A 24395-nucleotide genomic window follows, 5' to 3' on the forward strand; every position below is an offset into this window, starting at 1 on the left:
GTGCTGGCTTGTTGGAGAGAAAAACTCAAGTGGTTAAAACTAGCTTTCATCAAAAGCGATGCTTTTGTTCCTAGCTCTAAGGTCTGCTCTAGTTGTAGGACACTCAAAGAGGATTTGAGCCTAAAGGATAGAGTATTTAAATGCTTAGGCTGTAGCTTTTCTTTGGATAGAAATTTAAATGCCAGTATAATATTCATAGAGAGAGGGCTTAACTCTTGGAGTAGAGGAGCTAAGACATGCCTAGCATGCAAGTCTCTGGTAATCTTGCAAGCCACTAAGCCAAGCAACTAAGCTAGGGGAGTTGTTAAAACATGTCTAAAACTTTTGTTAGAGTAGTCATCGCTTTTGGTAGGCAGAATCACTACCGATACTAGTTTAACAGATGTGTGGAACGCCTGATAGCTTCAAAACCAGAGCTTCTTGGCAAAAGTCGGTATAATTAGATGTCATCGTGAGCCTTCGTGCATGATGAGACATTTTAGCGCCTCTAGCGTGTTAAAATCCAAACTTAAAAAAGGGAGTGTCGTGTTTAAAAGCGATTACACACATCAACTTGTAGATGTGCAGGACTTCAATCCTAGGGATTACCATATCATTGACATTAGAGATGCCAAATCCTACCGCGAAGCACATTTAAAAGAAGCTTGTCATATGGACGATCTGAATGCCATTAGAGATTTTGCCCTAGCCCACTCAGAGAAAAAAATCTTGTTGCAGTGTTGGCATGGCAATACAGCATCGCATTACGCGAGCGCCTTGCACAGTGCAGGGGTGAACAATGTCTATTTTCTCAAGGGCAATTTTGAAGAGTTTAAAGACTTAGGCTTAGAGTTAGTGGGGAGTTAGTGATCTCTGTCGTGGTGGTGAGCCCCACCCCCTATAAGGGGGATTTAGCCACCTCTTTAGTGTGCAATGAGATTATCTATTTACCTCTACGACATGCCAACTACACACTTAGTTCCCCTTTGAGCGCACCCATAGCCCTAAAACCTCTCCAGGCTCTCATTTTTACTTCCAAACATGCCCCCCTAGCCTTGGAGTACTCCTTAGAAAACACACCCGCTTTGGCCTTTTTGAAAACCCTGCCTGTTTTTGTGTTGGCGGCTAAAAGTGCGCAGACTGCTCGTTCTTTAGGTTTTCACGTTGTGTTTACGGGAAAAAGCGCTCAAGCACCTACCTTTGCTCAAGAAATCCAGTCTCAATTACCCCCCCGTGCGCTCTTTGTGCGGGCTAAGACCACCGCCTCAAATAGCTTAGATCATTTGTCCTCTTTGATTGTTTATGAAAATAGACCTCTTATATTGTCCCAAGAGTATAAGCCCAAACCCCACTCTATTCTCATTTTTACCGCTCCTAGCACCTACCATGCTTTTTTGGCTAATTTTTCTTGGGAGGAGAGTTATAAGGCGATTGCTATTGGTGCGAGCACTTTTAAGGCTTTTGATCCCGCCATTTGTGCCTATCAAAGCCCTAAACCCAGCCTAGAAGCCTGCATCACATTAGCCAAAACCCTTTCCTCTTGTATTAAGATATCCTAAAAAGGGCTTGTATGCACTTCACGTTTTTATGGGCTGCTTTGGGCGGGGCTGTTGGGAGTTCTTTGCGCTATTTTGTGGGCAAGATCATGCCCTCTAGGTTCTTAATCTGGGAGAGTTTTCCTTTGGGCACTTTTAGCGTGAATTTGATCGGGTGTTTTGTGATCGGCTTTGTGGGGCATTTAGCTCTTAAATCCATGTTGAGCGATAAGGCAGGTGTATTTTTTATCACGGGGGTTTTGGGAGGCTTTACAACCTTTTCTTCCTTTGGGCTAGACACCTTCAAGCTTTTACAAAAGCAAGCCATCGGCGAAGCCCTCGCCTATGTACTAAGTACAAATATTCTAGGGTTGGTATGCGTGGCACTTGGCTGGGGTTTAGCCAAACTAGTGGGCTAATTTTTCCTGTGCCTTGAGCTCTAAGAAGTAACGCGTGAGAACAATGGTCTGCAATAAAGTAGCAAAGAAATTAAACACGGGGATCAGAGAGAAAAGATAGGCTAAAATGGAGATTTTATGGTGGCTGATCTTGTGCGTTCTGAGCACCTCTGCGTAGCGCTCTTGATTAAAAACAGAGGTAGCGATATCAAAGGAGAGTGTGTTCTTAAAAAAGAAATAGTGCGGAATCAAGGAAACAAAAACCCCAATAAAAGGAATAAAGTAGAGTGGGGAGCACACCAGTAAGAACATGCACAAATAGGCGAGTTGTTTGAGGAAGTGCTGTAGGCAAAGCCCCATGTCACCAAAACTCTCTAGGGGTAAATTAGAATAATCTCTCTTGTGCACATAAGCAACCACAATGGGGGTGTAAAAGATTGCTACCAAAACATTGCCAATTAAACTCAAAATCAGCACAGATAAGCCTAGCAACATGTAGACGAAAAACTTAAAGACTAGCAAGAAAAGGGCGGGCATAAACCCTCCACTATGAGCGTAACGATACCAACTCGTGGGCAAAAAACCCTCTAAAATGCGCACCATGTTATCCCCAAAATAAAACAACAAAATCCCCCAAAATAGCAACCCGATGAGGACGGGACCTAAATTTACAAACAGCATTTTCCAACTCAAAAAATCTTTCCAACTCTCTTGGATAGTGCGCAACGGACTCTTCATAGGATTCTCTCTCTATCGTATATTTAAGCTTTGCATGCTAAAATGCAAGCTTATGTGTGCTTGTCATAGCAGGCTCTCATTTTACAATACTTTGGAGAATTTTATGGTTAAAAGAAGCGTGTTGAGTGTGGTTTTGGCCAGTGTGCTTGGCGTGGGCATGGTAGGGGCGACCACCCTGGCGACCGTCACTTTCCCGGACACACAGACGAGCAAAAAAAGTAAAAAAAGTAGTCAGCCCGATGTGGTGAGCATCACAGAAAACGACTTTGATGTGATTAAGCAGAGAAACCCGAACTTCGACTTTGATAAGCTCAAGGAAGAGCAAAAACGGGGCTTGCTGGAGCAAGCGATTAATAATCTCTTGATTGAACGGGAAGCCAAAAAGGAAAACTTGGAGGATAGCGAAGAGTTTAGGCATAGCATGGCAAGCTATAAAAAACAACTTCTGGTCGAGATTTGGGCCAAGCGTAAGGCGGAAGCTATCGGCAAGGAAGAAATTCCTGAGAGCAGACTCAAGGAATACTACGAGGCGAACAAATCAAAATTTGTGCAACAAGAAGCGCAAGCTAGACATATCTTAGTCAAGACGGAAGCCGATGCCAAGCGTGTTATCTCCGAACTCAACAAGGTGCCCAAGAATAAGTTAGAGCACGAGTTTATCAAAATTGCCAACCGTGATTCAATCGATCCTAACACTAAGAATACGAAAAATGGGGGTGATCTAGGCAAATTTCAAAAAAACCAGATGGCACCTGAATTCTCCAACGCAGTGTTTGCTCTCAGGCCTGGCACTTATACCAAAAAGCCTGTCAAAACGGAATTTGGTTATCACATCATCTATTTGATAAAGAAAAATGAACCCATCACCCCTACCTATGCGCAAGCGAAGCAGACGATCATTGGAATTTTGAAGGAACACCAATTCCAAGAGTATGTTAAAAATGAGCTGGATAAATTGCGTAAACGGGTTAAGATCGATATCAAAAATCCCTGAATCTCTATCATAAATTTTAAGGACCATTATGTTAGTCAAAGGAAGTGAAATCCTCAATAAGGCCCACGAGGAAAATTATGGTGTGGGCGCATTTAACTTTGTAAATGTAGAAATGTTGCGAGCCATTTTTGAGGCCGCGGACAGCGCAAAATCCCCTTTAATCGTGCAAGCCAGCGAGGGGGCAATCAAATATTTAGGTATTGATATGGTTCTAGGTCTGGTGCACACTATGTCTAAGCGTTATCCCCATATTCCCGTGGCTTTACACTTGGATCACGGCACCACTTTTGAGAGCTGTAAAAAGGCTGTGGATGCGGGCTTTACCTCTGTGATGATCGACGCATCTCACCATCCCTACAAGGAAAACTTGGAGCTCACCAAACAAGTGGTGGATTACGCCCATTCTAAAAATGTGAGCGTAGAAGCTGAATTAGGTCGTCTAATGGGCATTGAGGACAATATCTCTGTAGATGAAAAAGATGCGGTTTTGGTCAACCCTGATGAAGCCGAGGAATTTGTCAAAGTGAGTAAGGTGGATTATCTCGCTCCTGCTATTGGAACGAGCCACGGAGCGTTTAAATTCAAGGGCGAGCCTAAGCTAGACTTTGAAAGACTTGTCGAAGTCAAAAAGCGCACCAATATCCCGCTTGTCTTGCATGGAGCTAGCTCCATCCCCGAAAATGTCCGCGAAGCTTTCTTATCCACAGGTGGGGATTTAAAGGGAGGCAAGGGCGTGCCCTTCAGCTTCATCGAGGAGTCCATTAAGGGCGGGATTAATAAAATCAATATCGATACAGATTTGCGCCTAGCCTTCATAGCACAAGTGCGTAAAATGGCACAAGAGAGCCCTTCTGAATTTGATTTGCGCAAGTATTTTAACCCGGGCATTGAGGCGGTCAAATCTGTCATTGTCGAGCGCATGCAAGTTTTAGGCAGCGCAGGTAAAATTTAAGGGATATCCATGGCCATTGGAATGAGCGAACTCAAAAAAAATCTCAAGATTGAGATTCAGGGCGTGCCCTATCGCATTGTGGAATACCAGCATGTCAAGCCAGGCAAAGGTGCAGCCTTTGTGCGCGCTAAGATCAAGTCTTTCCTAGATGGCAAGGTGATTGAAAAGACTTTTCACGCAGGAGACAAATGCGAAGAGCCAAACTTATTGCAAAAACCCATGCAGTTTCTCTACCACGATGGCGCGTCTTACCAATTCATGGATGTAGAAAGCTACGAGCAGATTGCCCTGAGTGAGGATCAAGTTGGAGAAGCGTCCAAATGGATGTTAGAGGGCTCACAAGTGCAAGTCCTCTTTCACAATGAAAAGGCAATTTCTGTGGAGGTTGCCCAAGTCGTGGCGCTGAAAATTACAGAAACTCCTCCCAATTTCAAAGGCGACACCTCTAGCGGTAGCAAAAAACCTGCCACTTTAGAAACGGGCGCAGTAGTGCAAGTGCCCTTTCATGTGCTCGAGGGTGAAGTGATCAAGGTCAATACCCAGACTGGAGAGTATTTAGAAAAACTCAAGGCCTAAGGCCTACTTCTGCGTAAAAACCTCAGAAAACTAATAAAAATTTTTCGGGTGTGTTTGTGCTGGCGCGCTAAGAAGCGCGCTCTTATCTTAAAGATGTATTTTGACTTGCTCTAGTAGAGCGCTGAAGGCGTTCATGTCATGCATAGCCATATCGGCCAGAACCTTACGATCGAGTTCAATATGTGAACTCTTAAGCGCATGCATGAACCTGGAATAGCTGGTATCATGCATACGGCAAGCTGCATTGATACGCACAATCCACAGACTTCTAAAATCGCGTTTCTTCTGTTTGCGATCTCTGAAAGCGTAGCACAAGCTGCGCTCTAATTGTTCTTTAGCCTTTCTAAAATGCTTATGCCTTCCGCTGTAGAATCCGCGGGCAAGCTTTAAAACTTTTTTATGGCGGCGACGGCGCACCACTCCGGTTTTTACTCTCATGGGTTTCCTTTACCTAATAGGTGTGATCTAAATCAAGCTTTCCCTGTTTGTGCAGACGCACGCAAGGGGGATTTATTATGCCTTACACAACATGCTCGCCACAGAGTGCAGATTAGTAGGGTGCACATAGTGGGGGGCATTGAGGTTGGCTTTGCGCTGGGGACTTTTTTTGGTCAGAATATGGCTTTTAAAAGCACTGCCGCGCTTGATCAAGCTCTTTTTTACCTTGAAGCGTTTAGCTGCCCCGCGGTTGGTCTTCATCTTGGGCATGTTCTCTCCTTTCTGTTGAATTTACTTTTTCTGAGGCACGAAGAGCCACATCACAAAACGCCCCTCTGTCTTAGGTTCTTTTTGCGCATCGGCGATATCATTCATCATCGCGTGTATGCGTTGCAAGACATCTAAGCCGGCTCTAGGATCGTGGCTCTCTCGGCCGCGCAAGACCACCTTAAACTTAACATGCTTACCTTCCTCTATAAACTCTCTGGCGTGTTTAACCTTGTAATTGATGTCATTTTGGGCAATTTGAGTGGAGAGCTTGATCTCTTTGATTTCAACCTGCTTTTGCTTTTTTTTGGCCTCTTTGAGTTTTTTTTCTGCCTGATAGCAAAACTTGCCATAATCCATGACCTTGCACACGGGAGGCTTGGCTTGCGCGCTGATGAGCACTAAGTCCAAGCCTTTACTACGCGCAATTTTTAAAGCTTCTGCCGCGCTGATAATGCCAAATTGTTCGCCTCCATCACCCACACAACGCACCTCTTTAAAGGAGATTGCGTCGTTTAACAACACATCCTTACTCAAAAGCTAACCTCTTGCATTCTTTCTTGACACATCTTGATAAACTCCTTTGATTCCATGTCGTATTGCTGTCCTTTGGCGCGATCACGGATCGCTAAACTATTCTGTGTCATTTCCTGAGCCCCCATTACTGCAATCAAGGGCACTTTTTGCTTCTCTAGGGTGCGGATGCGCTTGGCCAAACTCTCATTTTTACTCGCTATTTCTACAAAAATACCCGCATGGCGTAATTGCTCACAGATGTTTTGTGCATAATTGTGTTGATCGGCTGAAATGGGCACGAGCGCGACCTGCACAGGCGCAATAAAAAAGGGAAAATTCCCGCCGTAGTGTTCGGTGAGCACGGCGATAAAACGCTCAAACGAACCTAAGATAGCGCGATGAATCATCACAGGCATCTCTTGGCTATCCTGTTCGCTCGCATAGCTCAAATGGAAACGCGCTGGCAAATTCATGTCTACTTGCACAGTGCCACACTGCCATTTGCGCCTGATTGCATCTGTAATCTTGATATCGATTTTAGGTCCATAAAACGCTCCGCCCCCCTCATCAATACTAAAGGGCACGCCCTGATCCTCTAGGGCTGCTTTGAGCGCATCAGTGGCCTGTTCCCATACACTATCGCTCCCGATGTATTTTTCTGGTTTGGTAGAGAGTTCCATTTCATAATCAAAGCCAAAAGCCTCCATAACTCTTTTGGTGAATTGTAAAATAGCCTGCACTTCTTCCCTAATTTGATCAAAACGACAGAAAATATGCGCGTCGTCTTGGGTGAATTCACGCACCCTCAAAAGTCCATGCAAAACTCCACTTTGCTCGTGCCTGTGCACCACCCCGTATTCATAAAAACGCAGAGGGAGATCGCGATAAGATCGCAGAGCGTGTTGATAAACCTTGATATGTCCCACGCAATTCATGGGTTTAATGCCGTATTCCACCTCATCAATGGTCGTGAAATACATATTTTCTTTATAATTATCATAATGCCCGCTGATTTTCCACAAACTGCTTTTTAAAATTTCGGGGCCGCGCACGGGCTCGTAACCATCTCTTAACAACGCTACACTGAGTAAATCTTCAATGCGCTTACGCAAACGCATACCATTGGGTAGCCAAATAGGCAGGCCAGCCCCCACTTCCTCATCAAAGCGGAATAGCCCAAGCTCTTGCCCTAACTTGCGGTGATCACGTTTTTTAGCCTCTTCAAGCTGAGTTAAATAAGCCTTTAGACTCTCCTTAGTGCTAAAGGCGATCCCATAAATGCGCTGTAACATCTCTTGGCTGGCATCACCTCCCAGATACGCCCCGGCTAATTTAGTGAGCTTGAAATGCTTGAGTAGTCCTGTATTGGGTAAATGCGGTCCCCTGCACAGGTCTTCAAAATCCCCCTGCGTGTAAATACTGAGCACATCACCCTCAATATTGGTCATCACCGCCTGCTTAAGCCTGTCGTGGGCAAAACGCGCCTTAGCCTCTTCTCTACTGAGTTTATACTTACAAATGGGGTGAGCATGCGCGGCAATCTCGCGCATTTTGGCTTCAATGCGCGCTAAATCTTCCTCAGAGACTTTGCTTTGGGTTTTAAAGTCGTAATAAAACCCCTCCTGCACCACGGGTCCCACAAAGAATTGCGCATCTGGGTAGAGTTGTGTAATAGCCTGTGCCATCAAATGTGCACAAGAATGGCGCAAAATATCTAAAGCTTCTTTGCTCTCATCTAGGTAAATAGCCTGCCCGTCCGCGCTGGGCTGATCTCCTTGTAGTAAACCTAACTCCTGTGCGCTCTGCACATCGTAAATCACCCCCCCCTGTTTGATACCAATTAATTCTCCCAATTCCATCCTTCTAACAATCACCCGAACCAAAACCGCACTGCACCTGCGAGTCAACTTTTTCAGCATCGGGGTCTTTCATGGGTTGCAAACACCCCGCTAAACAGAGAGCGCACAACCATATCCAATACCTGCCCATTTCGCTCCAAAAAACACAAAAAACTGCTTTGATTCTATCAATTTTGAGTTAAACTTTTGTTTAACCTTACTGGCAGAAAATCTTCGCAAATCCAAATGCGAGATACGACCAAAGAAACTTCCACCTCTAGCGAGTCAAGAATTCCACAAAGATAAAGCAAGCAAAGAGAGCAAAGATCAAGGCACAGCCATAATCCATATACCGATGGTGTTTACTATACCAGCCCTTCATTTGAGGTTTAGAAAACAAAATAGCAATGCAGGTAAAAAATCCCAAACTTTCTACACTAAGTGCTAAGATGGCCAGGACCAAGAGATGGTTGTTGTAGAAAAAATCTAAACCAGAAAAAATGCTTCCAAAGTAAAGCGCGGCTTTGGGGTTGAGGATATTGGTAAAAAAGCCACTTAAAAATGCATTTTGAGAATTTTGGGCACTCCATACCATCGGTTTAGCAGCCGATTTGAGACATAAAAATGCCAAATAAAGCAAGTAACACGCCCCTAAAAGAGTGATGAGTGTACGCATTAGAGGAAATGTTTCAAAAAATAGCTTAAGCCCAAAGATGGAGAGCATGATCCAGATGAAGACCCCCAGCACGATTCCTAATACAGCCCTAAAAGTGTGTTGGAAATCTGTCTTGAGCGCGTAGGTACTAACTAATACAAAATCAGGACCTGGGGTTAGCAGCGCAACAAAATGAATTGATAGGACTAGCAATATATCCACACCTAACTCCAAAAGTGCCTGCATGTGTGCGATCTCCAGGTGTACCTAGACAAGAACACGGGGGCATCGTAACACAATTTTAGTATTCGGCGCTTACAGTTTGTCTCGAACATAGCCCAAATCCACGAGCATGTTGGCCATCTCCTTAAGAATAGGACCATTCTTACTCCCCCCTTCGCCGTGCTCGACTAAAATGGTGATGGCGTATTGGGGTTTTTCATAAGGTAAAAAGGCGGTGATCCAGGCATGCGAGCGCTGGGCGTATTCCATCTCACTCTCTTTAATGCGTGTTAGAGCATTTTGATCGATAGCCACCACTTGTGCCGTGCCTGTTTTACATGCCACGCTCACTTTTACTCCCTGCATGTGTTTGTAGGCTGTGCCTCCTTGCTCGCTGCAGGCTTCGTGCATACCCTCTCGTAGGACTGGTAATTTGGACTTTTGGAAGGAATCGAGCACATCTTTTGACTTGAAATCTCCATTACGATAAAAATGAGGGGTAGGGAGTTTGCCTGAGGCAATCAGAGCGGTGTAATTGGCTACTTGCAGGGGAGTGGTTAAAAAAGAGCCCTGCCCGATGGCAGTGATGAGAGTATCTCCTACATTCCAAATTGTCCCAAAGCGTTTCATCTTCCAACTAGGATCGGGCAGAATACCCACAAATTCGTTAGGCAAATCCACACCGCTCTTTTTGCCAAAACCCATCTGCCCAAAGGTTTTAGCAAGTTTTTCGATGGGCAAATCGAGGGCGTATTTGTAAAAATACACATCCACGGATTCTTTGATTGCCTTGAACAAATCGCTTTGCCCATGTCCACCCGGTTTCCAATCCCGAAACTTGCGCTTGCCCACTTCAATATAGCCGGGGGTGGGGATGGTGGTATTTTCATTTATGGGCAAATTCTCTAAAAAGCTTAGTCCTGTGCCCATTTTAACCACGGAGCCAGGAGGGTAAAGCCCATTAATAAGTCGGTTGAGCAAAGGATTACCGGGGTTATCCTGCAAACTTTTCCACTCAGTTAGGCTAATACCTCCAATAAAATGGTTGAGATTGTATTCTGGGTAACTGCCAGCCACTAAAATCTCTCCATTGCGCACATCCATGACAATCAACGCCCCTCTTTTATCTGCAAAAAGCATGTCCGCCTTGAGTTGGAGGCGTTTATCCAGACTCAATACTAAATCGTTATTGGTTTTGGGCTCTTTAGTTTCAAGCACTTCGAGTTCTTGATTAAGCGCGTTCACACTCACAAGTTTGTAGCCCAGCTCTCCTTGCAGCAGATTGTTATACTCTTTTTCTAATCCCGTTTTACCAATGGTATGGGTATACTGACTAGTGGGGTTGGTGGCAATGTCCTTAGCATCAGCCGCTCCTAAGTAACCAATGACATGAGAGGCTAGAGCGTTGTTTGGGTAGTAGCGTTTGTTAGCTGCGCTAATGCTCAAATCTGGGATTTGGAGGAGTTTTGCATAGAGAGTTTGCATGGTGGCATAGGGCACAAAGTCTAAAATGGAGATGTCATTGTGGTTGTAGCGAGAGTTCTGTTTTTGGTAATTGACTAGGGCTTCATGTTTGTCTAGGTCTGGGAAATAATGTGCTAAGAGTTCTAGCCTGCTTTCTAGCACTTTACTTTTCAGTCCCGGGGAGAGTGCAACACTGAAACCCAGTTGGTTGATGGCGAGCAATTCATGGTTGCGATCCATGATAATCCCACGCGTAGGCACTAAAATTTCTTTCTTGGTCATGTTACGCAGAGCGAGTTGTTCGAAATAATCATTAGTTTTGATAGTGAGAATGAAAATTTTAAACACTAAGATTGCCCATACTAGACCCAATAAGCCCAATACAAGGCGCATTCTAAATCCTAGCATAGATTCTCCAGAGTAGAAATTCCAAAACACTATAGTGCAGGGCATTGCCCCACATATCAGGGGAATAGTCATTCAAGAAAGCCAAAATTGCAAAGTAGATGAGGTAAATCAAGAATGCATGGATAAAATCCCCCAAGATATTATCTTGGAACACGCGCAAGAGAGATTGCACGACAAATTTTTCATAGAGCACGAAGAGAAGAATCAATACCCCCAAGGGTTGCGTGTGGATGAGTTCCACACAGAGTAAACAGCTAAAAACCCACACCAAAAGGCGCGTAGAAGGTTGTTCTTGGACAAGAGTGTGTCGATAAAGTGCAAAGAGAAAACCTAGCATGGGGGGCAACCATGCATAGATATCTCTCAAATTACTATAAAGATAGAACCCTAGCCACGCTAAGAAAAGCAAAACTGGAAAGCGGACTTTAAGCATGGATTCTCGCATTAAATAAAACTTCTAGGATGGTTTTTTGCAAATGCAATACGGATCCGAATTTAGGATTGAATGCCCCTTGTGCGCTAATGAGAGGAGCGTTCTGCTGTTGATAAAGGGTGTGTTGGGCATTTTTGGAGAGTTTGTCGAATTTCGTATAAATGCGCTTGAGGCTTTGATCAGGATGCAAAAAACTTTTTAGTAAGTCATGCACTTCTGCATCTAGGGGGAGGTTAGGGTGTCTAGCGTCAATGAGGTGTAAGATTAACTTGATAGAGCTGCGCTGGACCAAGAGATCGGTTAAAAAACCCTCCCATTGTTGCTTGATCGTCTTAGAGACCTTGGCGTATCCAAATCCGGGCAGGTCGATACAATTAAAATTGAAAGTTTCTGCGGAGGAAATTTGCCACCGCGTGTGAAAGAAATTTGCACTCTGGGTTTTTCCAGGCGTGGCTGAACTCTTAGCAATCTTGCGCTCTAAAAGCGTATTGATAAGTGTGCTTTTCCCCACATTGCTACGCCCCACAAACACCACTTCGGGCACATGCTCTGGAGGGCATTGCGCTAGATTATTTGCCGATCGTAAAAAAGTGCTCTCCAAAATCTTAATGAGTTTCATGACTTTCTTGCGTTGGGGAATTTGTGGATTTTTTTTGCTTTTGTTTTTTCTGTTCTTCTTGAATATCATCCATATCGAAGATGAATTTAGCCGGCTTGTCTTTACCCCCTAGCACATCGGCATACCCGCGCTCCTTGCTCAAAATAATTTCCTCACCCTTGATCGAATTGATCTTGCCTACCTCATTCACCACCGCATTTTGTAATAGGCGGTATTCCTGGGTAATGGCATCGTAAATAAGCCGATCGGAATGCCCCTCTATTTTGCGTCCATCTTGAGTAACTAAATGAAATTGCACTGCCCCGATCGCTTCATATTTGATGGGTTTGCGCTTGGCATTGGTGTAGATGATGACTTTATTGGCTTGTAAGGTGTCTGTGCCCTTTTTGATATGCACATTGCCCTCAATGGTGGTGATGTGTTTTTTGTCATTAGCGATAAACTTATCTGCACTGACTTCTAAGGTTTCTTTGATAGGCGCGCTTGTCAAGAACGCACACATTCCCAGCACAATGAGCCATTTCAAAATTTCAAGCCCTTTGCATTGGGAACATGAGGCTTAGATTGCTTTGCACTCTCCAAATCGATGCGCGCGTGCACGCGCTTGGCTTGTAATAGACCTTTCAGGTGGTTGTAGGAGATATCCTCGCCCTTGACATCCCCCTCTGGACCACTCAGAGTAAAAGACCCCTTTCCTTGAAAGACTTGTTTGCTGTGGTCGTAAACCCCGGTTTGACTCCAAAAACTATGTCCCCCACTGGTGGTGTAGAGCACTCCTTTAGGAAAAGTGTAGAGGTCCTTTTGGTGCACCATCATCTCTCCTTTAGCGTGCTCTTGCACTTGATCGTCAGAATCATACTTGCTCAAGGTAAAATCATAGAGCACTTCCCGATCGCTATACTGCAATGCCCTAGCTCCGCGTATATTCAAATCTGTTCCATTAGGGCTTGTCTGAAATGCCTCAAAGCCACGCACTTCAATTTTGGCAAAATCCTTTGCATCCCAGATAGGAACAACACGCGGCCGCAGGAAGAATACAATGAGTCCTCCCATGGCAACGCTGACACTCATAAAAAATACCCATAACGCGTGGAAGCGCACTTATTCTCGCACCAAAAAAGCAGGTTTTCCTATGCTTTTGGCAAAATCGTTCGCTTCTGCCTCGCTTTGAAAACCCTTGATAAAAACCCGATAAATCGGCTGGTTATCTTTACTGCCGGACACAATCTGGACATGATAGGGTTTTTTGAGAGTTGCCTTGAAATTTTCCTCAGCCTTTTGCGCGCCCTCTTGACTTCTAAATGCACCCATTTGCAGAGAAAAATTCCCCCCGCTGACACTCTTTTGACTCTCGCCCACCTTGAATTCTTGTTTGAGCGCGCTAGCCTGGGGGGCTTTATCTAAAGTTTTTTCATATTGTTTAGAAATCACTCCTCCAAAACCTAATACTTCCAATTTGACAGGCGCAATTCCCTTGCCCACCATGTCAATATCACGCGCTGCAACATTGGATAAGTCAATAATACGATTAGCTACAAAGGGGCCGCGATCGTTGATGCGCACAATAGTGCTCTTATTGTTGTCCTTATTAGTAACCTTGACAATCGTATTCATGGGCAGAGTTTTATTAGCTGCCGTGTGGGCATACATGTTATAAGTTTCCCCATTGCTGGTGCGTTTGGCATGAAAATTAGGCCCATACCAGCTGGCATACCCATCAAAAGTCTGCCCAACATCTACTTTGGTGGGGTAGTATGTTTTATTTCCCACACGATAGGGGCGCATGGTAGCCCTCTGAATAGCTTCAGAGTCACGCATGCCCGCTGTCAGACTGCCAGCGGGCACATTAGCCATCGACTCGGGAGCTTGAGAGGGATTGGGGGAGGTATTTTGTGCCCTAGACTTTTGATGCTTATGCCAAAAAGAATGTTTGCGAGGTGCTGGTGCCCCAAAATCTCTAGCATCGTCATAGGCGCGTAAACTCTCGTGTTTGGCAAAGAAAGGGCGTGTATTCTTATTAGGAGTGGGAGAATTGCGATTCTGCGAACAGCCCCATAGCACACATAAAAGCACTATACTCTGCCCTAAAGTCCTAGAATTTAGCATCATTACGGGCGACTTTTTTGAGGTTCTTAGATGAGGAATTTTGTTTGAGAATGGGAATGAAAAGTTGCTGGTGTGCACTCAAGAAAGAGCCCTTTAAATTGTTCATAGCTTTCAACATCGCCACACTGGTGTGAAATTTGCGCGCGATGGAATAGAGGGTTTCTTTGGGCTTGACCTTATGGGTTACAAAAGCTTGGAGAGGATTACCCGGCTTGTAGTGCTGCCTAAAATGCGCTAGGTTTTCATAGGGGATATATACCATGTAGGCTTTATCTGGGGGGAGGAAGTTGTAGTGAAACTGGTGGTTATAGGATTTGAGTTCACTTAAAGAGAGCTGTGCACTTTGGGCGATATGGGAGAGTAGAGTGCCTCCTGGTATTTTCAGGCTGGCAAGCGCACTCCGTGCCCCCCGATTTAATAGGTATTCTTTATGCCGCAACGCGTCCAAATTGTTAAAGGCAATGGCTAAACTCAAAATCGAGCGGATATAACCACGCGTTTCCCTAGGAATGAATTTCTTCTCATCGTCCAGTAAGACATTAATGTCATTGCTCCCAGCCTGCTGAATGGCTTCTAGCACCCTTCTAGGGCCGTAATTGTAGGCCATGGCAACTAGATACCACTCTTTAGTTTGTTTGTGGAGCATCTGTAAATATTTGATCGCAGCTTGGGTACTTTTAATAGGATCGCGCCTCTCATCCACAAAGGCATTGACTTCTAAACCTAACATTCTAGCCGTATCGGGCATGAGTTGCCAAATGCCCACCGCCTTTTTAACACTATAAGCACTAGTAGAGAAATTAGATTCGGCCATCGCCAGAAACAAAAATTCCACAGGAATATCTGCCTGAATGAGCATGCTTTTTATGGTGGGGATAAAAACCCCATTGCTGTCATAGCGTTTAACAAACTGATTCCAAGCCTCCTGCACGCCTTGTAGGGTTTGGGAATTATCCACGCTGGCTAGAAAACGCGCATCCACTCCAAAGCCATTGAGAGGCTTGAGATTGAGAGCGGTATTCATGGGCTGAGCGTGGGTAAAACTCTGCCATGCCAACAAAGCGGCGACTATGAGCATGCGTCTCATTAAGAGACCTTAACATGGGGCATTAGACTGAAAAGTGCAGTGGCGTTGGCATTAGTGATGCGTGCTAAATCTATAGGGCTTATCTTTAAAATTTCAGAGAGTTTTTGGAGCACTAGAGGAATATGCCTGGGCTCATTGCGCGTGCCTCTGAAAGGGTGAGGAGTGAGATAGGGGGCATCGGTTTCTAAAAGCAAACGATCTAGGGGAATTTGAGGCAGAATATTTTGGAGATATTTGGCATTTTTAAAGGTCGCTACACCTCCAATGCCATAATAAAAGTTTTCGCAGAGATTAAGCAAGATCGCATCTCCATTAAAGCAATGCAACACTCCACGTAAGTGTGGGTAGGCCTTGAGAATGTCATAAGCATCTTGGCTGGCCTCTCGAATGTGCACAATTAAAGGTTTTTGATACTCGAGAGCGAGTTCTATCTGGGCTTTAAAAACTTCTTTTTGATGGGCTTTTGTGTCCTCATCGTTGGGGTCTAGGCGGTGGTAGTCCAAACCGCATTCGCCCACTGCTACGCATTGGGGGTGCTGGATATAGCGTTGCAGCTCTGCAAGATCAAAGTGCTGGCAATCTAGGGGATGTGCCCCTACGGCAAAATAAAGTCCCTCGTGGGAAGAACACAAAGCCAGTGCCCTGGGTAAATCTCTAGGGTCGGCTCCGGGAATAATTGCATGCAACATCCCCGCGCCCCTAGCCTCCTTGATAACTTGTTCTGCATCTGTGTTATAAAGATGGTGATCCAAATGACAATGCGTATCTATCCACTCTAACATCAAGTCCTCCGCATAATTTGGCCTAATTATATTATAATCCTAGAGGATATGGTTTAAATTTGCCTTAAGGGAGTTTGGGATGTTTAGCGGGGTTATCCATCAGATCGCTGCCATTAAAGCCTTTGATCGCAATGTGTTAGAAGTTGGTAGCACCTATCGTCCTAAGTTGGGCGATAGTATTGCGGTCAATGGAGCATGCTTGACCGTGATTAGGCTTTTTACAGGGGGATTTGCTTTGGAGTTAAGTGCACACACACAGGAGTCAATCGCCCTAGAGAACTACATCCCCGGGGCGCATGCGCATATAGAACCCGCACTAAAAGTAAACGATCGCCTCGATGGGCATTTTGTGCAGGGGCATATCGATGGGATTGGAGTCGTCATGGAAATTAAGCCTTTGGCTAATCAGGTATGCCTGCAAGTTCAAGCCCCTAGCGATTTTCTCCAGCTTTGCATCCCTCATGGCTCGGTGGCACTTGATGGGGTGAGCTTGACCCTAAGTGAAGTACATGCAAATAGCTTTACTCTGACCATTATTCCCTATACCTTCGAAAATACTCTCTTTGCTACTTATAAAAAAGGGCGGCGAGTCAATTTAGAGAGCGATTTGCTAGTGCGTTCTGTAGCGCATTTGCTCAAACAAACCCCTCGCTCGCAGTTGAGCTGGCAGGATATTGATCGCATCGCGATGGGGTATTAATGGCATTACCCAAAGCCGTAGCCCTCGCCTACAATGTCGGGCAAGACAGTGCGCCCAAGGTAGTAGCTAGTGGAGTGGGGGTGATCGCGCGCGCGATTGTGGAAAAGGCTAAGGCCTTTGATGTACCCCTTTTTTGTAATGAGGCCTTGGTGGAATCGCTCTTAGATGTGCGCTTGGATACGCCCATTCCACCCGAGCTCTATTCGAGCGTGGTAGAGGTCTTTATTTGGTTGCAGAATGTTGAAAGCCAATCCGAATTGAGTTCTTAATATTTTTGTACCCATCTTGTGCATGTTATTTTCAATTTAATATTTAAATGCTAAAATCGAGCCTCCAAATTTAGTCGTGTCAATCAAGGAGTTTTGATGTCCAAGATGGTAGCTCCTCAGGGTGTGCCCGTTTGGGTGAATGAGGCGCGTTGTAAAGGTTGTGATTTATGTGTATCTGTGTGTCCGGCCGGAGTGCTAGGCATGGGTGTGCGCTTGGATCATATTTTAGGCAAAGTGGCTAAGGTGGCTTATCCGGAGAGCTGTATAGGATGCTGTAAATGCGAACTGGGTTGCCCAGATTTTGCCATTTATGTCGCTGAAAAAAAAGAGTTCAAATTTGCTAAGGTGTCTAAGGATGCCGAAGAGAGAGGTGCTAGAGTGCGGGCTAACCATTACATGCTCTTAGAAGAGAGTGTCGCGCAGGGGAGGGGTCAATGAGAGAAGTGATTTCTGATGGCAATGATTTAGTCGCTAAAGCGGCAATCGATGCGGGTTGTCGTTTCTTTGGGGGCTATCCGATCACGCCTAGCTCGGACATCATGCATGCGATGAGCAAACTCTTGCCTGCACATGGAGGGCATTTCATCCAAATGGAGGATGAGATTGGAGGGGTGTGTGTGGCACTGGGGGCTAGCATGAGTGGAGTAAAATCCATGACAGCTAGTTCGGGGCCGGGGATTTCTCTTAAAGTAGAGCAGATTGGTTATGCCTTTATGACAGAAACCCCCCTTGTGATTGTAGATGTCATGCGCTCAGGTCCCTCCACAGGGATGCCCACCCGTGTAGCTCAGGGGGATGTGAGTTTTCTAAAACACCCCTCGCACGGAGATTTTAAATCCGTAACTTTGGCTCCGGGCAATTTAGAGGAGATTTATAGCGAAACTTTGCGCGCTTTTAATCTGGCTGAAATGCTCATGACTCCTGTCTTTTTGCTCCTAGATGAAACCATCGGACACATGTATGGTCGGGTGCAATTACCCGATTTGCAGGCAGTCCAGGAGAGCGTGATCAATCGGCGCGTTTTTGAGGGCGATCCTAAGGATTACCAGCCTTACGGCGTGCCCCAAGATGAGTCGGCTATTCTCAATCCCTTCTTTAAAGGCTATCGTTACCATATCACGGGCTTGCACCATGGCCCCATTGGCTTCCCCACAGAGGATGCGCAAATTGGAGGTGCACTCATCGATCGACTCTTTCATAAAATTGACTCTAAAAGCGACATTGTCTGCAAGAATGAAGAGATGGATTTAGAAGATGCGGATGTGCTCGTGATTGGCTATGGTTCGAGTTCGCTCGCGATCAAAGAGGCTTTAAAAGATTTAAAAGCGCAAAATCATCCTAAGAGAATTGGCTTTTTCCGCCCCCTCACACTTTGGCCCAGCCCCCAAGAACGCTTCAAGGTTTTAGGTGAACGCTTCGAAAAAATCCTTGTGGTAGAGCTCAATAAGGGGCAGTATGTGCACGAGATTGAACATGTCATGGGGCGCAAAGTGGAGGCGTTGTTACAAGCCGATGGACGACCCTTTACCCCTAGGCAGATTGCGCTAAAAATAAAGGAGCTCTAATGGCATTTGATTATGATGAATATTTACGCGTAGATAAAACCCCCACGCTCTGGTGTTGGGGCTGTGGTGATGGGGTGATCTTAAAGTGCATTATCCGCGCCATCGATAGCTTGGGCTGGAATATGGACGATGTGTGCTTGGTGAGTGGGATTGGGTGCAGCGGGCGCATGAGTTCGTATGTGAATTGCAATACTGTACACACCACACACGGGCGCGCACTGGCTTACGCCACCGGGATTAAGTTAGCCAACTCCAAAAAACATGTGATTGTGGTGTCCGGCGATGGAGATAGCTTTGCTATTGGAGGGAATCACACCATCCATGCTTGCAGACGCAATATCGATCTTAACTTGGTGTTGGTCAATAACTTCATCTATGGGCTCACCAATTCACAAACCTCCCCCACTACGCCTAATGGCATGTGGACAGTTACCGCCCAAAGTGGCAATATTGACAATCACTTTGACCCATGCGAGATCACCATGGCCGCGGGAGCGAGTTTTGTCGCGCGCGAGAGTGTATTAGACCCCAAGAGATTGGAGCGCACTCTAGCGGAAGGCTTTAGTCATAAGGGCTTTAGCTTTGTGGATGTGCATAGTAATTGCCATATCAATTTGGGGCGCAAAAACAAAATGGGCGAGGCGGCACAGACCTTAGCGTGGATTCAATCTCGTTTACTGAGCAAACGCCAATACGAAGCCTTAAGCCCTGAGGAGAGGGAGGGCAAGTATCCCACCGGTGTGCTCAAACATGACACTTCTAAGGTGGAGTATTGCGAGGCTTACGAGGGTGTGATTGAGAAAGCCTCTAAGAAAGAGAGGAACTAGCCATGAGTTTAGAATTGCGTTTTACGGGCGTAGGCGGACAAGGGGTCTTGCTAGCTGGAGAGATTTTAGCCGAAGCCAAGATCGCCACGGGCGGGTTTGGCACTAAAACTTCTACTTACACCAGCCAAGTGAGGGGTGGGCCTACCAAAGTGGACATTATTTTGAGCTCCGAAGAAATCATCTACCCTTATGCCAAACGGGGCGAGATCGATTTTATGCTCTCAGTAGCCCAAAGCAGTTACAGCATTTTTAAGAGCGATGTCAAGCCCGGGGGTGTGGTGGTAGTTGACCCCAACTTAGTCCATCCCACTCCAGAGGATGAGGCCAAGTTTCAACTCTACAAAATCCCCATTATTAGTATTGCCAAAGATGAGGTGGGCAATATCATCACCCAATCTGTGGTTGCGCTGGCTATTACCATCACCTTAATGGAGTGCGTGGAACGCGCCCAGGTGATCGAAACGATGATTTCCAAAGTGCCAGCTAAAGTGGCAGAACTCAATAAAAAAGCCTTTGAGATTGGAGAAGCGCACGCGCTCAAAGCGTTGGAAGCAAAGAAAATCTCTTGAATTTAGACATTATTGCGGGCATTGCTGCCACGCATCCCACCCCCTTTTATCTCTATAACTTTGATCAAATCGAGGAGGCCTTTTTAGAGTTTAAAAACGCCTTTAGCGGGGGTAAATCCCTGATTTGTTATGCCTTGAAAGCCAATTCTAATTTAAGTTTATTAGCCCATCTAGCGCGTTTGGGAGCGGGGGGGGATTGTGTCTCCATTTATGAAGTGCGCCGTGCCCTGCTAGCGGGCATCCCCCCTTATAAAATCATCTTTAGCGGGGTGGGCAAGCTAGAGAGCGAGATTCAAGAAGCCCTAAAGAGCAAAATTTTATTTTTAAATGTGGAATCTTTTGAAGAACTCCAGCTGATTGAGCGCATCGCTACAAATTTAAACACCCCCGCGCGTATCAGTGTGCGGGTTAACCCCAACATTGATGCACAAACCCACCCCCATATCTCTACGGGTCTATGGGAAAATAAATTTGGGGTAGAGGAAAAAGAGGCGGTGCAGATGTTTATGTTTGCCAAACAATCCCCCTTCTTAGAACCGGTAGGCTTGCATTGTCATATTGGCTCCCAACTCATCGAGCTAGAACCCATCAAAGAAGCGAGCGAAAAAATGAGCGCGCTCGCGCGCTTTCTAATAGCCAGTGGGGTAGAACTCAAGTTTTTAGATATGGGCGGAGGGCTTGGCGTGGACGAGGGCAAGGGGTGTATTAGCATTGTGGACTACGCTAAACCCCTTAAAAGCGTGGCGCAAAAATTAGACTTGACTTTAATCTGTGAGCCGGGGCGCAGAATTGTGGCTGATAGCGGAGTGCTAGTTAGTCGCGTGCAATATGTCAAGTCTAGCGCGCAGAAGAATTTTGTGGTAGTTGATGCGGGGATGAATGACTTTGTGCGCCCCGCGTTGTATGGGGCGCGCCATCAAGTAGAGGTGCTTAACGCCCAAGAGGGCGAGCAAGCTCTTTTTGACATTGTGGGCCCGGTGTGTGAGAGCGCAGATTGCTTTTTAAAAGGGGTAGCTTTAAGAGGGGTGGCTAGGGGGGATTTGCTGGTGTTTAAGCAGGCGGGAGCTTATGGGGCGAGCATGGCTAGTCGTTACAACAGCCGTCCTAAGATTTTAGAGCTAGGTTTAGAGCAGAGTCGTGTACATATTTTAAGAGATCGAGAAAACTTTTTCGACAACATCGCCCATGAGATCGGGCATTTGGAGAGTATAGGTATCCATGCTAAGAGGGCACAGATCGATCGCATTGATGAGGCATTGAGCAAGCTGTTAAATACCCGTTTAGCTTTAAGTCAAGAAATCGCCCAAGACAAGCAAAAGAGCGCTTTGAGCATGTATAACCCTGTGCGAGAGGCCCAAATTTTTAAGAAAGTAGGCGCTCAACTAGAGAGCATCTACACAGAGATTTTAAGCGTATCAAGGGCATTGGTAGGCCCTGAAAAAGTGGGGATCAGCACCCACACAAGCACAGCTAGAAGGCTTTTGGGGCAACAATTTAAGTTAAAACTCTACAACCCTCTGACGCTTTTTGAGGCGATTTTGCTTAAAGGTGTGGATTACGGGCTTTTTGAGGTGCGGGGTAGTAATGCCTACGCACAAGGGCTCAAAGCCTTGAGTGTGCATATTGAGCACCAATGCCTAGAGATCGCGCATAGCTTTAAAATCGCGAGCACATGGTGTTTGCTCGTGGGGCGTTTTGGCTTCTTGGCACAGGAAAACCCTACACGGCGCGCGTGGTGGTTTGCTCCCACAGAGGGAAAAGAAGTGCAAGTCCTTTTGAGCGCGTGCACAGACCCCTACTTTTTAGCCACACCACTAGGGTGCTTGCTAGAAGCCAATGCAGACCTAGAATTACCCACCCATTTAGAGCCCCTATGTCTAGGCACTTATTCCACCACACGGAGAACAAGTGGAGTTTAAACCCCTGAGTTTAGAGCTAAAAGGGCTGTTAGACGCGCATTTGCAAGCGGATAATTTTAGCGTGGCGGATGTGAATTTTACCAATTTGTATTTGTGGAAAAATGCTAGGGACATTCGTCTAGCCCTTGTGTGTGGCTGTGTAGTGATCCGCACACAATACCCTAAGCAAACCCCTTTTTATTTTTACCCCATCGGGGCGGGGAATAAAAGGGCGGTTATTCAAGCCCTATTAGAATTAGAACCCAAACTAGAGCTACGCGCCCTAGAGGAACAACATAAGCAAGAACTAGAGGTGTACTTTCCCAATGTTTTTGCGTTTGAGGCAAGGCGAGATCGCTTTGACTATATCTACCGCACTGCCGAACTCGTTGCCCTGCAGGGCAAGAAATACCATAAAAAGAAAAATCACCTCAACGCCTTTTTAAAACAATACCCCCACTTCACTTACGAACCCATCGGCGCGCACAATCGCGATCAAATTGCCAGTGCTCTCACAGAATGGCGCACCTTAAGGCAGGAAGATCAGGCCTTAGATGACGAGCATCGGGGCATTTTGGACACGCTAGCTGTCTTCGAAGAGTTGCAATTACAAGGGGGGGTTATCCGCATAAGGGAGCGCGTGGTGGCGATGAGTTTTGGGGAGAGAATTAATACGGATATGGCAGTGATACACATCGAAAAGGCAGACCCCCGTGTACGCGGAGCTTACCAGATGATCAACCAACAACTCTTAGCCCACGCCTTTAAAGACTGCCCCCTAGTCAATCGCGAAGAGGATTTAGGCATTGAGGGCTTGCGCCAAGCCAAAATGGGCTATCACCCTGCCTTTTTACTACAAAAATTCCACGCTAACTATAAGGATTGACATGCAAGAAGCCATCTTTGGCGCGTTTCACTACACCCAGCCCCTGCAGAGTTTTCAGGCATTTCACCATGCCCAATTGCAAGATTTGTGTGAGCGCATCGATGAACAACGCCATACGGGCTACTTTGTGGGTTATATTCACTACAATGCCCTAAGTGCGACCACCTCTAAAATCCCCATTGCCTACTTTACCCAGTTCGCTAGCAAAGAGGCCTACACCCCTCAACCTCCAGCAAACATGGCTTTTTACCCCCAAATCAGCACGCCCATAGATTTTAACACCTATGCCCATCAATTTAAGGCAATTCAAGAGACATTTGACAAGGGGGAATGCGCGCAGGTGAATTTAACTTTGCCCTTGCATCTCAAAACCCACGCCACACCCCGCGCCACTTTTGAGCAAGTCTTGATCAACCAACACACCCCCTATTGCGCTTTTTTGCCAAGCCCCTTTGAAACTATTTTAAGTTTTTCGCCCGAATTGTTTTTTGATTTGGATTATGCCGCGCAGACCATACGAGTCAAGCCCATGAAGGGCACGATCGCACGGGGAGCAACCCCAGAGCAAGACGCACACAATAAAACATTTTTGCAAAACGATCCTAAAAATCGTAATGAAAACACCATGGTGGTGGATTTATTCACCCAGGAGCTCGCCCAAATCGCCCACAAGGTGGAGGTTACTAAGCTGTGCGAAGTGGAAGCCCACCCAACTCTCTTTCAAATGACTTCTACTTTAGTGGGCACGCTCAAAAGCCCCCGACTTTTCCCCATTTTAGAGGCAATCTTCCCCTCTAGCTCGGTAACAGGCGAACCTAAAAAGAAAAGCATGCAACTCATACAAGATTTAGAGCAACATGAGCGGGGCGTGTATTGCGGAGCGATTGGGATTATTGACTCTGAGCGAGCCTTTTTTAATGTGCCCATCCGCACCATGTGCGCGCCTACGCAGAGTCAAACCTACACTTTGTGCGTGGGCAGTGGAGTAACTCAGGCCAGCCAGCTCGAATCGGAATACCAAGAGTGCTATTTAAAGAGTTTCTTTATCTTGCCTAAGATCGAGTTTAGCCTGATTGAAACTATGCTAGTGCGCCATTTGGAGATTTGCCATAGAGATTTGCACGCCCAGCGTCTAAAGACAAGTGCGCGTTATTTTAACTTTGTCTATGAAGACTGGCTAGAACATTACCAGCCCACCCAAGATGGCATTTTACGCCTCTTATGGCATAAAGACGGAAGCTATAGCCTAGAATACAGCCCCCTAGAACCCCCCAAGAGCACGAAATTGCTTTTAGCCAAAAAGCCCCTAGACCCCTGTAATGATTTTTTAATCCACAAGACCACCTACACCCCGTGGTATGAAGAGGCACGCACGCAGATCCAAAGGGGGGGTTGTTTTGATGTGTTGCACTACACTCCTGAGGGGCAACTTAGCGAAGGAGCACGCAGTAATCTCATGTTAGAGATAGAGGGACAACTCTACACCCCAGCATTTGGCACAGGGCTTTTAAAAGGAGTGGGGGTTACCCGTTTGATCGAGGCGGGGCGTTGCACTCCTAAGACATTGAGCTTAGAGGACTTGAGGCGGGCAGATAAGATTTATGCCACCAACGCCATTAGGGGCGTGGTGGAGGTCAGGCTAGAAGAGCCCATGTTATAATTTGCACACCATAC

At 46.0% G+C, this 24395-nt stretch carries 29 protein-coding genes and 1 pseudogene; 16 read left to right on the top strand and 14 right to left on the bottom strand.

Annotated features, from left to right (window positions below):
• From KCO92_RS07650 to crcB, 4 genes are all read left to right on the top strand, one after another.
• Positions 1-291: a zinc ribbon domain-containing protein gene (locus KCO92_RS07650; RefSeq protein WP_411710208.1), complete on the top strand. Its 291-nt coding sequence runs from the start codon at positions 1-3 to the stop codon at positions 289-291.
• A gap of 234 nt (positions 292-525) precedes the next feature.
• Positions 526-846 (top strand): rhodanese-like domain-containing protein, encoded by a 321-nt coding sequence (locus KCO92_RS00995; protein ID WP_233710485.1) that lies wholly within the window; start codon positions 526-528, stop codon positions 844-846.
• Positions 846-1538 carry a uroporphyrinogen-III synthase gene (locus tag KCO92_RS01000; protein ID WP_104695824.1) on the top strand — a complete coding sequence of 231 codons (693 nt, stop codon included), beginning with the start codon at positions 846-848 and terminating at the stop codon, positions 1536-1538. The genes KCO92_RS00995 and KCO92_RS01000 overlap by 1 nt, the downstream gene beginning before the upstream one ends.
• Positions 1539-1549: 11 nt before the next feature.
• Entirely contained in the window at positions 1550-1933 is a 384-nt protein-coding gene (gene crcB / locus KCO92_RS01005; protein WP_104695825.1) for a fluoride efflux transporter CrcB, read from the top strand.
• Here crcB and KCO92_RS01010 read toward each other — a convergent pair.
• Positions 1922-2650, bottom strand: a complete 729-nt coding sequence (locus KCO92_RS01010) for an EI24 domain-containing protein (RefSeq protein WP_104695826.1) — start codon at positions 2648-2650, stop codon at positions 1922-1924. The two genes, crcB and KCO92_RS01010, sit on opposite strands and share 12 nt — an antisense overlap.
• 103 nt (positions 2651-2753) lie before the next feature.
• On the opposite strand from KCO92_RS01010, the gene KCO92_RS01015 reads away from it, so the two are divergent.
• Genes KCO92_RS01015 through efp form a run of 3 tightly spaced genes read left to right on the top strand, consistent with a single transcriptional unit; the run spans position 2754 to position 5172 of the window.
• Positions 2754-3644, top strand: coding sequence for a peptidylprolyl isomerase (locus tag KCO92_RS01015; protein ID WP_104695827.1), 891 nt, complete (start codon positions 2754-2756; stop codon positions 3642-3644).
• A gap of 28 nt (positions 3645-3672) precedes the next feature.
• Entirely contained in the window at positions 3673-4596 is a 924-nt protein-coding gene (locus KCO92_RS01020; RefSeq protein WP_104695828.1) for a class II fructose-bisphosphate aldolase, read from the top strand.
• Positions 4597-4605: 9 nt separating this feature from the next.
• Positions 4606-5172: an elongation factor P gene (gene efp / locus KCO92_RS01025; RefSeq protein WP_104695829.1), complete on the top strand. Its 567-nt coding sequence runs from the start codon at positions 4606-4608 to the stop codon at positions 5170-5172.
• A gap of 87 nt (positions 5173-5259) precedes the next feature.
• Here efp and rplT read toward each other — a convergent pair whose 3' ends face one another.
• From rplT to KCO92_RS01090, 13 genes and pseudogenes are all read right to left on the bottom strand, one after another.
• Positions 5260-5610: a 50S ribosomal protein L20 gene (gene rplT / locus KCO92_RS01030; protein ID WP_104695830.1), complete on the bottom strand. Its 351-nt coding sequence runs from the start codon at positions 5608-5610 to the stop codon at positions 5260-5262.
• Positions 5611-5685: 75 nt separating this feature from the next.
• The gene (rpmI, locus tag KCO92_RS01035) at positions 5686-5880 is read right to left on the bottom strand and encodes a 50S ribosomal protein L35 (RefSeq protein WP_104695831.1); all 195 of its coding nucleotides are present in this window, start codon (positions 5878-5880) and stop codon (positions 5686-5688) included.
• A 24-nt stretch (positions 5881-5904) separates the two neighbouring features.
• Positions 5905-6399: pseudogene (gene infC, locus KCO92_RS01040) on the bottom strand (translation initiation factor IF-3); the annotation flags it as partial.
• 11 nt (positions 6400-6410) lie between these two features.
• Positions 6411-8246 (bottom strand): threonine--tRNA ligase, encoded by a 1836-nt coding sequence (thrS, locus tag KCO92_RS01045; protein ID WP_104695833.1) that lies wholly within the window; start codon positions 8244-8246, stop codon positions 6411-6413.
• Between the two features lie 262 nt (positions 8247-8508).
• Positions 8509-9132 (bottom strand): LysE family translocator, encoded by a 624-nt coding sequence (locus KCO92_RS01050; protein WP_247598889.1) that lies wholly within the window; start codon positions 9130-9132, stop codon positions 8509-8511.
• 69 nt (positions 9133-9201) lie between these two features.
• Entirely contained in the window at positions 9202-10980 is a 1779-nt protein-coding gene (mrdA, locus tag KCO92_RS01055) for a penicillin-binding protein 2 (protein ID WP_104695834.1), read from the bottom strand.
• Positions 10967-11413, bottom strand: a complete 447-nt coding sequence (locus KCO92_RS01060; protein WP_104695835.1) for a hypothetical protein — start codon at positions 11411-11413, stop codon at positions 10967-10969. Before KCO92_RS01060 ends, mrdA begins: the two co-directional genes overlap by 14 nt.
• Complete coding sequence (gene yihA, locus KCO92_RS01065; protein WP_199766189.1) at positions 11406-12032, bottom strand: ribosome biogenesis GTP-binding protein YihA/YsxC; 627 nt, start codon at positions 12030-12032, stop codon at positions 11406-11408. The genes KCO92_RS01060 and yihA overlap by 8 nt, the downstream gene beginning before the upstream one ends.
• Positions 12019-12558, bottom strand: coding sequence for a lipopolysaccharide transport periplasmic protein LptA (lptA, locus tag KCO92_RS01070; protein ID WP_233709669.1), 540 nt, complete (start codon positions 12556-12558; stop codon positions 12019-12021). Before lptA ends, yihA begins: the two co-directional genes overlap by 14 nt.
• On the bottom strand, positions 12555-13103 hold the full coding sequence (locus KCO92_RS01075; protein ID WP_233709668.1) for a hypothetical protein: 549 nt from the start codon (positions 13101-13103) through the stop codon (positions 12555-12557). Before KCO92_RS01075 ends, lptA begins: the two co-directional genes overlap by 4 nt.
• A 30-nt stretch (positions 13104-13133) precedes the next feature.
• Positions 13134-14138, bottom strand: coding sequence for a septal ring lytic transglycosylase RlpA family protein (locus tag KCO92_RS01080; protein WP_104695903.1), 1005 nt, complete (start codon positions 14136-14138; stop codon positions 13134-13136).
• Positions 14125-15225 (bottom strand): lytic transglycosylase domain-containing protein, encoded by a 1101-nt coding sequence (locus KCO92_RS01085; RefSeq protein ID WP_104695838.1) that lies wholly within the window; start codon positions 15223-15225, stop codon positions 14125-14127. The genes KCO92_RS01080 and KCO92_RS01085 overlap by 14 nt, the downstream gene beginning before the upstream one ends.
• Positions 15225-16007 carry a TatD family hydrolase gene (locus KCO92_RS01090; RefSeq protein ID WP_104695839.1) on the bottom strand — a complete coding sequence of 261 codons (783 nt, stop codon included), beginning with the start codon at positions 16005-16007 and terminating at the stop codon, positions 15225-15227. Before KCO92_RS01090 ends, KCO92_RS01085 begins: the two co-directional genes overlap by 1 nt.
• 79 nt (positions 16008-16086) lie before the next feature.
• Between KCO92_RS01090 and ribE the strand changes: the two genes are divergently transcribed.
• The 9 genes from ribE (at position 16087) to KCO92_RS01135 (ending at position 24381) form a co-directional block, all read left to right on the top strand.
• On the top strand, positions 16087-16707 hold the full coding sequence (gene ribE, locus KCO92_RS01095) for a riboflavin synthase (RefSeq protein ID WP_104695840.1): 621 nt from the start codon (positions 16087-16089) through the stop codon (positions 16705-16707).
• Positions 16707-16976: an EscU/YscU/HrcU family type III secretion system export apparatus switch protein gene (locus KCO92_RS01100; RefSeq protein WP_104695841.1), complete on the top strand. Its 270-nt coding sequence runs from the start codon at positions 16707-16709 to the stop codon at positions 16974-16976. The genes ribE and KCO92_RS01100 overlap by 1 nt, the downstream gene beginning before the upstream one ends.
• A gap of 96 nt (positions 16977-17072) precedes the next feature.
• Entirely contained in the window at positions 17073-17414 is a 342-nt protein-coding gene (locus KCO92_RS01105; RefSeq protein WP_104695842.1) for a 4Fe-4S binding protein, read from the top strand.
• Positions 17411-18541 carry a 2-oxoglutarate synthase subunit alpha gene (locus KCO92_RS01110; protein ID WP_104695843.1) on the top strand — a complete coding sequence of 377 codons (1131 nt, stop codon included), beginning with the start codon at positions 17411-17413 and terminating at the stop codon, positions 18539-18541. The genes KCO92_RS01105 and KCO92_RS01110 overlap by 4 nt, the downstream gene beginning before the upstream one ends.
• A complete protein-coding gene (locus KCO92_RS01115) occupies positions 18541-19368 on the top strand; it encodes a 2-oxoglutarate ferredoxin oxidoreductase subunit beta (RefSeq protein WP_104695844.1) in 828 nt (275 codons plus the stop codon). The genes KCO92_RS01110 and KCO92_RS01115 overlap by 1 nt, the downstream gene beginning before the upstream one ends.
• Before the next feature lie 2 nt (positions 19369-19370).
• Positions 19371-19937 carry a 2-oxoacid:acceptor oxidoreductase family protein gene (locus KCO92_RS01120; protein WP_104695845.1) on the top strand — a complete coding sequence of 189 codons (567 nt, stop codon included), beginning with the start codon at positions 19371-19373 and terminating at the stop codon, positions 19935-19937.
• On the top strand, positions 19934-21856 hold the full coding sequence (gene lysA, locus KCO92_RS01125) for a diaminopimelate decarboxylase (RefSeq protein ID WP_104695846.1): 1923 nt from the start codon (positions 19934-19936) through the stop codon (positions 21854-21856). Before KCO92_RS01120 ends, lysA begins: the two co-directional genes overlap by 4 nt.
• Positions 21846-22721, top strand: a complete 876-nt coding sequence (locus KCO92_RS01130; RefSeq protein ID WP_104695847.1) for a DUF2156 domain-containing protein — start codon at positions 21846-21848, stop codon at positions 22719-22721. Before lysA ends, KCO92_RS01130 begins: the two co-directional genes overlap by 11 nt.
• Position 22722: 1 nt before the next feature.
• Positions 22723-24381, top strand: coding sequence for a bifunctional chorismate-binding protein/class IV aminotransferase (locus KCO92_RS01135; protein WP_104695848.1), 1659 nt, complete (start codon positions 22723-22725; stop codon positions 24379-24381).
• The last annotated feature ends 14 nt before the right edge of the window (positions 24382-24395 follow it).

Source organism: Helicobacter salomonis (assembly GCF_017979425.1).
Lineage (GTDB): Bacteria > Campylobacterota > Campylobacteria > Campylobacterales > Helicobacteraceae > Helicobacter > Helicobacter salomonis.

Excerpts from the sequence above, each read along its gene's own strand:
- crcB (WP_104695825.1), top strand. The coding sequence starts at position 1,550 with ATGCACTTCACGTTTTTATGGGCTGCTTTGGGCGGGGCTGTTGGGAGT.
- KCO92_RS01010 (WP_104695826.1), bottom strand. The coding sequence starts at position 2,650 with ATGAAGAGTCCGTTGCGCACTATCCAAGAGAGTTGGAAAGATTTTTTG.
- KCO92_RS01015 (WP_104695827.1), top strand. The coding sequence starts at position 2,754 with ATGGTTAAAAGAAGCGTGTTGAGTGTGGTTTTGGCCAGTGTGCTTGGC.
- KCO92_RS01020 (WP_104695828.1), top strand. The coding sequence starts at position 3,673 with ATGTTAGTCAAAGGAAGTGAAATCCTCAATAAGGCCCACGAGGAAAAT.
- efp (WP_104695829.1), top strand. The coding sequence starts at position 4,606 with ATGGCCATTGGAATGAGCGAACTCAAAAAAAATCTCAAGATTGAGATT.
- rplT (WP_104695830.1), bottom strand. The coding sequence starts at position 5,610 with ATGAGAGTAAAAACCGGAGTGGTGCGCCGTCGCCGCCATAAAAAAGTT.
- rpmI (WP_104695831.1), bottom strand. The coding sequence starts at position 5,880 with ATGCCCAAGATGAAGACCAACCGCGGGGCAGCTAAACGCTTCAAGGTA.
- KCO92_RS01050 (WP_247598889.1), bottom strand. The coding sequence starts at position 9,132 with ATGCAGGCACTTTTGGAGTTAGGTGTGGATATATTGCTAGTCCTATCA.
- mrdA (WP_104695834.1), bottom strand. The coding sequence starts at position 10,980 with ATGCTAGGATTTAGAATGCGCCTTGTATTGGGCTTATTGGGTCTAGTA.
- KCO92_RS01060 (WP_104695835.1), bottom strand. The coding sequence starts at position 11,413 with ATGCTTAAAGTCCGCTTTCCAGTTTTGCTTTTCTTAGCGTGGCTAGGG.
- yihA (WP_199766189.1), bottom strand. The coding sequence starts at position 12,032 with ATGAAACTCATTAAGATTTTGGAGAGCACTTTTTTACGATCGGCAAAT.
- KCO92_RS01075 (WP_233709668.1), bottom strand. The coding sequence starts at position 13,103 with ATGAGTGTCAGCGTTGCCATGGGAGGACTCATTGTATTCTTCCTGCGG.
- KCO92_RS01080 (WP_104695903.1), bottom strand. The coding sequence starts at position 14,138 with ATGCTAAATTCTAGGACTTTAGGGCAGAGTATAGTGCTTTTATGTGTG.
- KCO92_RS01085 (WP_104695838.1), bottom strand. The coding sequence starts at position 15,225 with ATGAGACGCATGCTCATAGTCGCCGCTTTGTTGGCATGGCAGAGTTTT.
- KCO92_RS01090 (WP_104695839.1), bottom strand. The coding sequence starts at position 16,007 with ATGTTAGAGTGGATAGATACGCATTGTCATTTGGATCACCATCTTTAT.
- ribE (WP_104695840.1), top strand. The coding sequence starts at position 16,087 with ATGTTTAGCGGGGTTATCCATCAGATCGCTGCCATTAAAGCCTTTGAT.
- KCO92_RS01100 (WP_104695841.1), top strand. The coding sequence starts at position 16,707 with ATGGCATTACCCAAAGCCGTAGCCCTCGCCTACAATGTCGGGCAAGAC.
- KCO92_RS01105 (WP_104695842.1), top strand. The coding sequence starts at position 17,073 with ATGTCCAAGATGGTAGCTCCTCAGGGTGTGCCCGTTTGGGTGAATGAG.
- KCO92_RS01110 (WP_104695843.1), top strand. The coding sequence starts at position 17,411 with ATGAGAGAAGTGATTTCTGATGGCAATGATTTAGTCGCTAAAGCGGCA.
- KCO92_RS01115 (WP_104695844.1), top strand. The coding sequence starts at position 18,541 with ATGGCATTTGATTATGATGAATATTTACGCGTAGATAAAACCCCCACG.
- KCO92_RS01120 (WP_104695845.1), top strand. The coding sequence starts at position 19,371 with ATGAGTTTAGAATTGCGTTTTACGGGCGTAGGCGGACAAGGGGTCTTG.
- KCO92_RS01135 (WP_104695848.1), top strand. The coding sequence starts at position 22,723 with ATGCAAGAAGCCATCTTTGGCGCGTTTCACTACACCCAGCCCCTGCAG.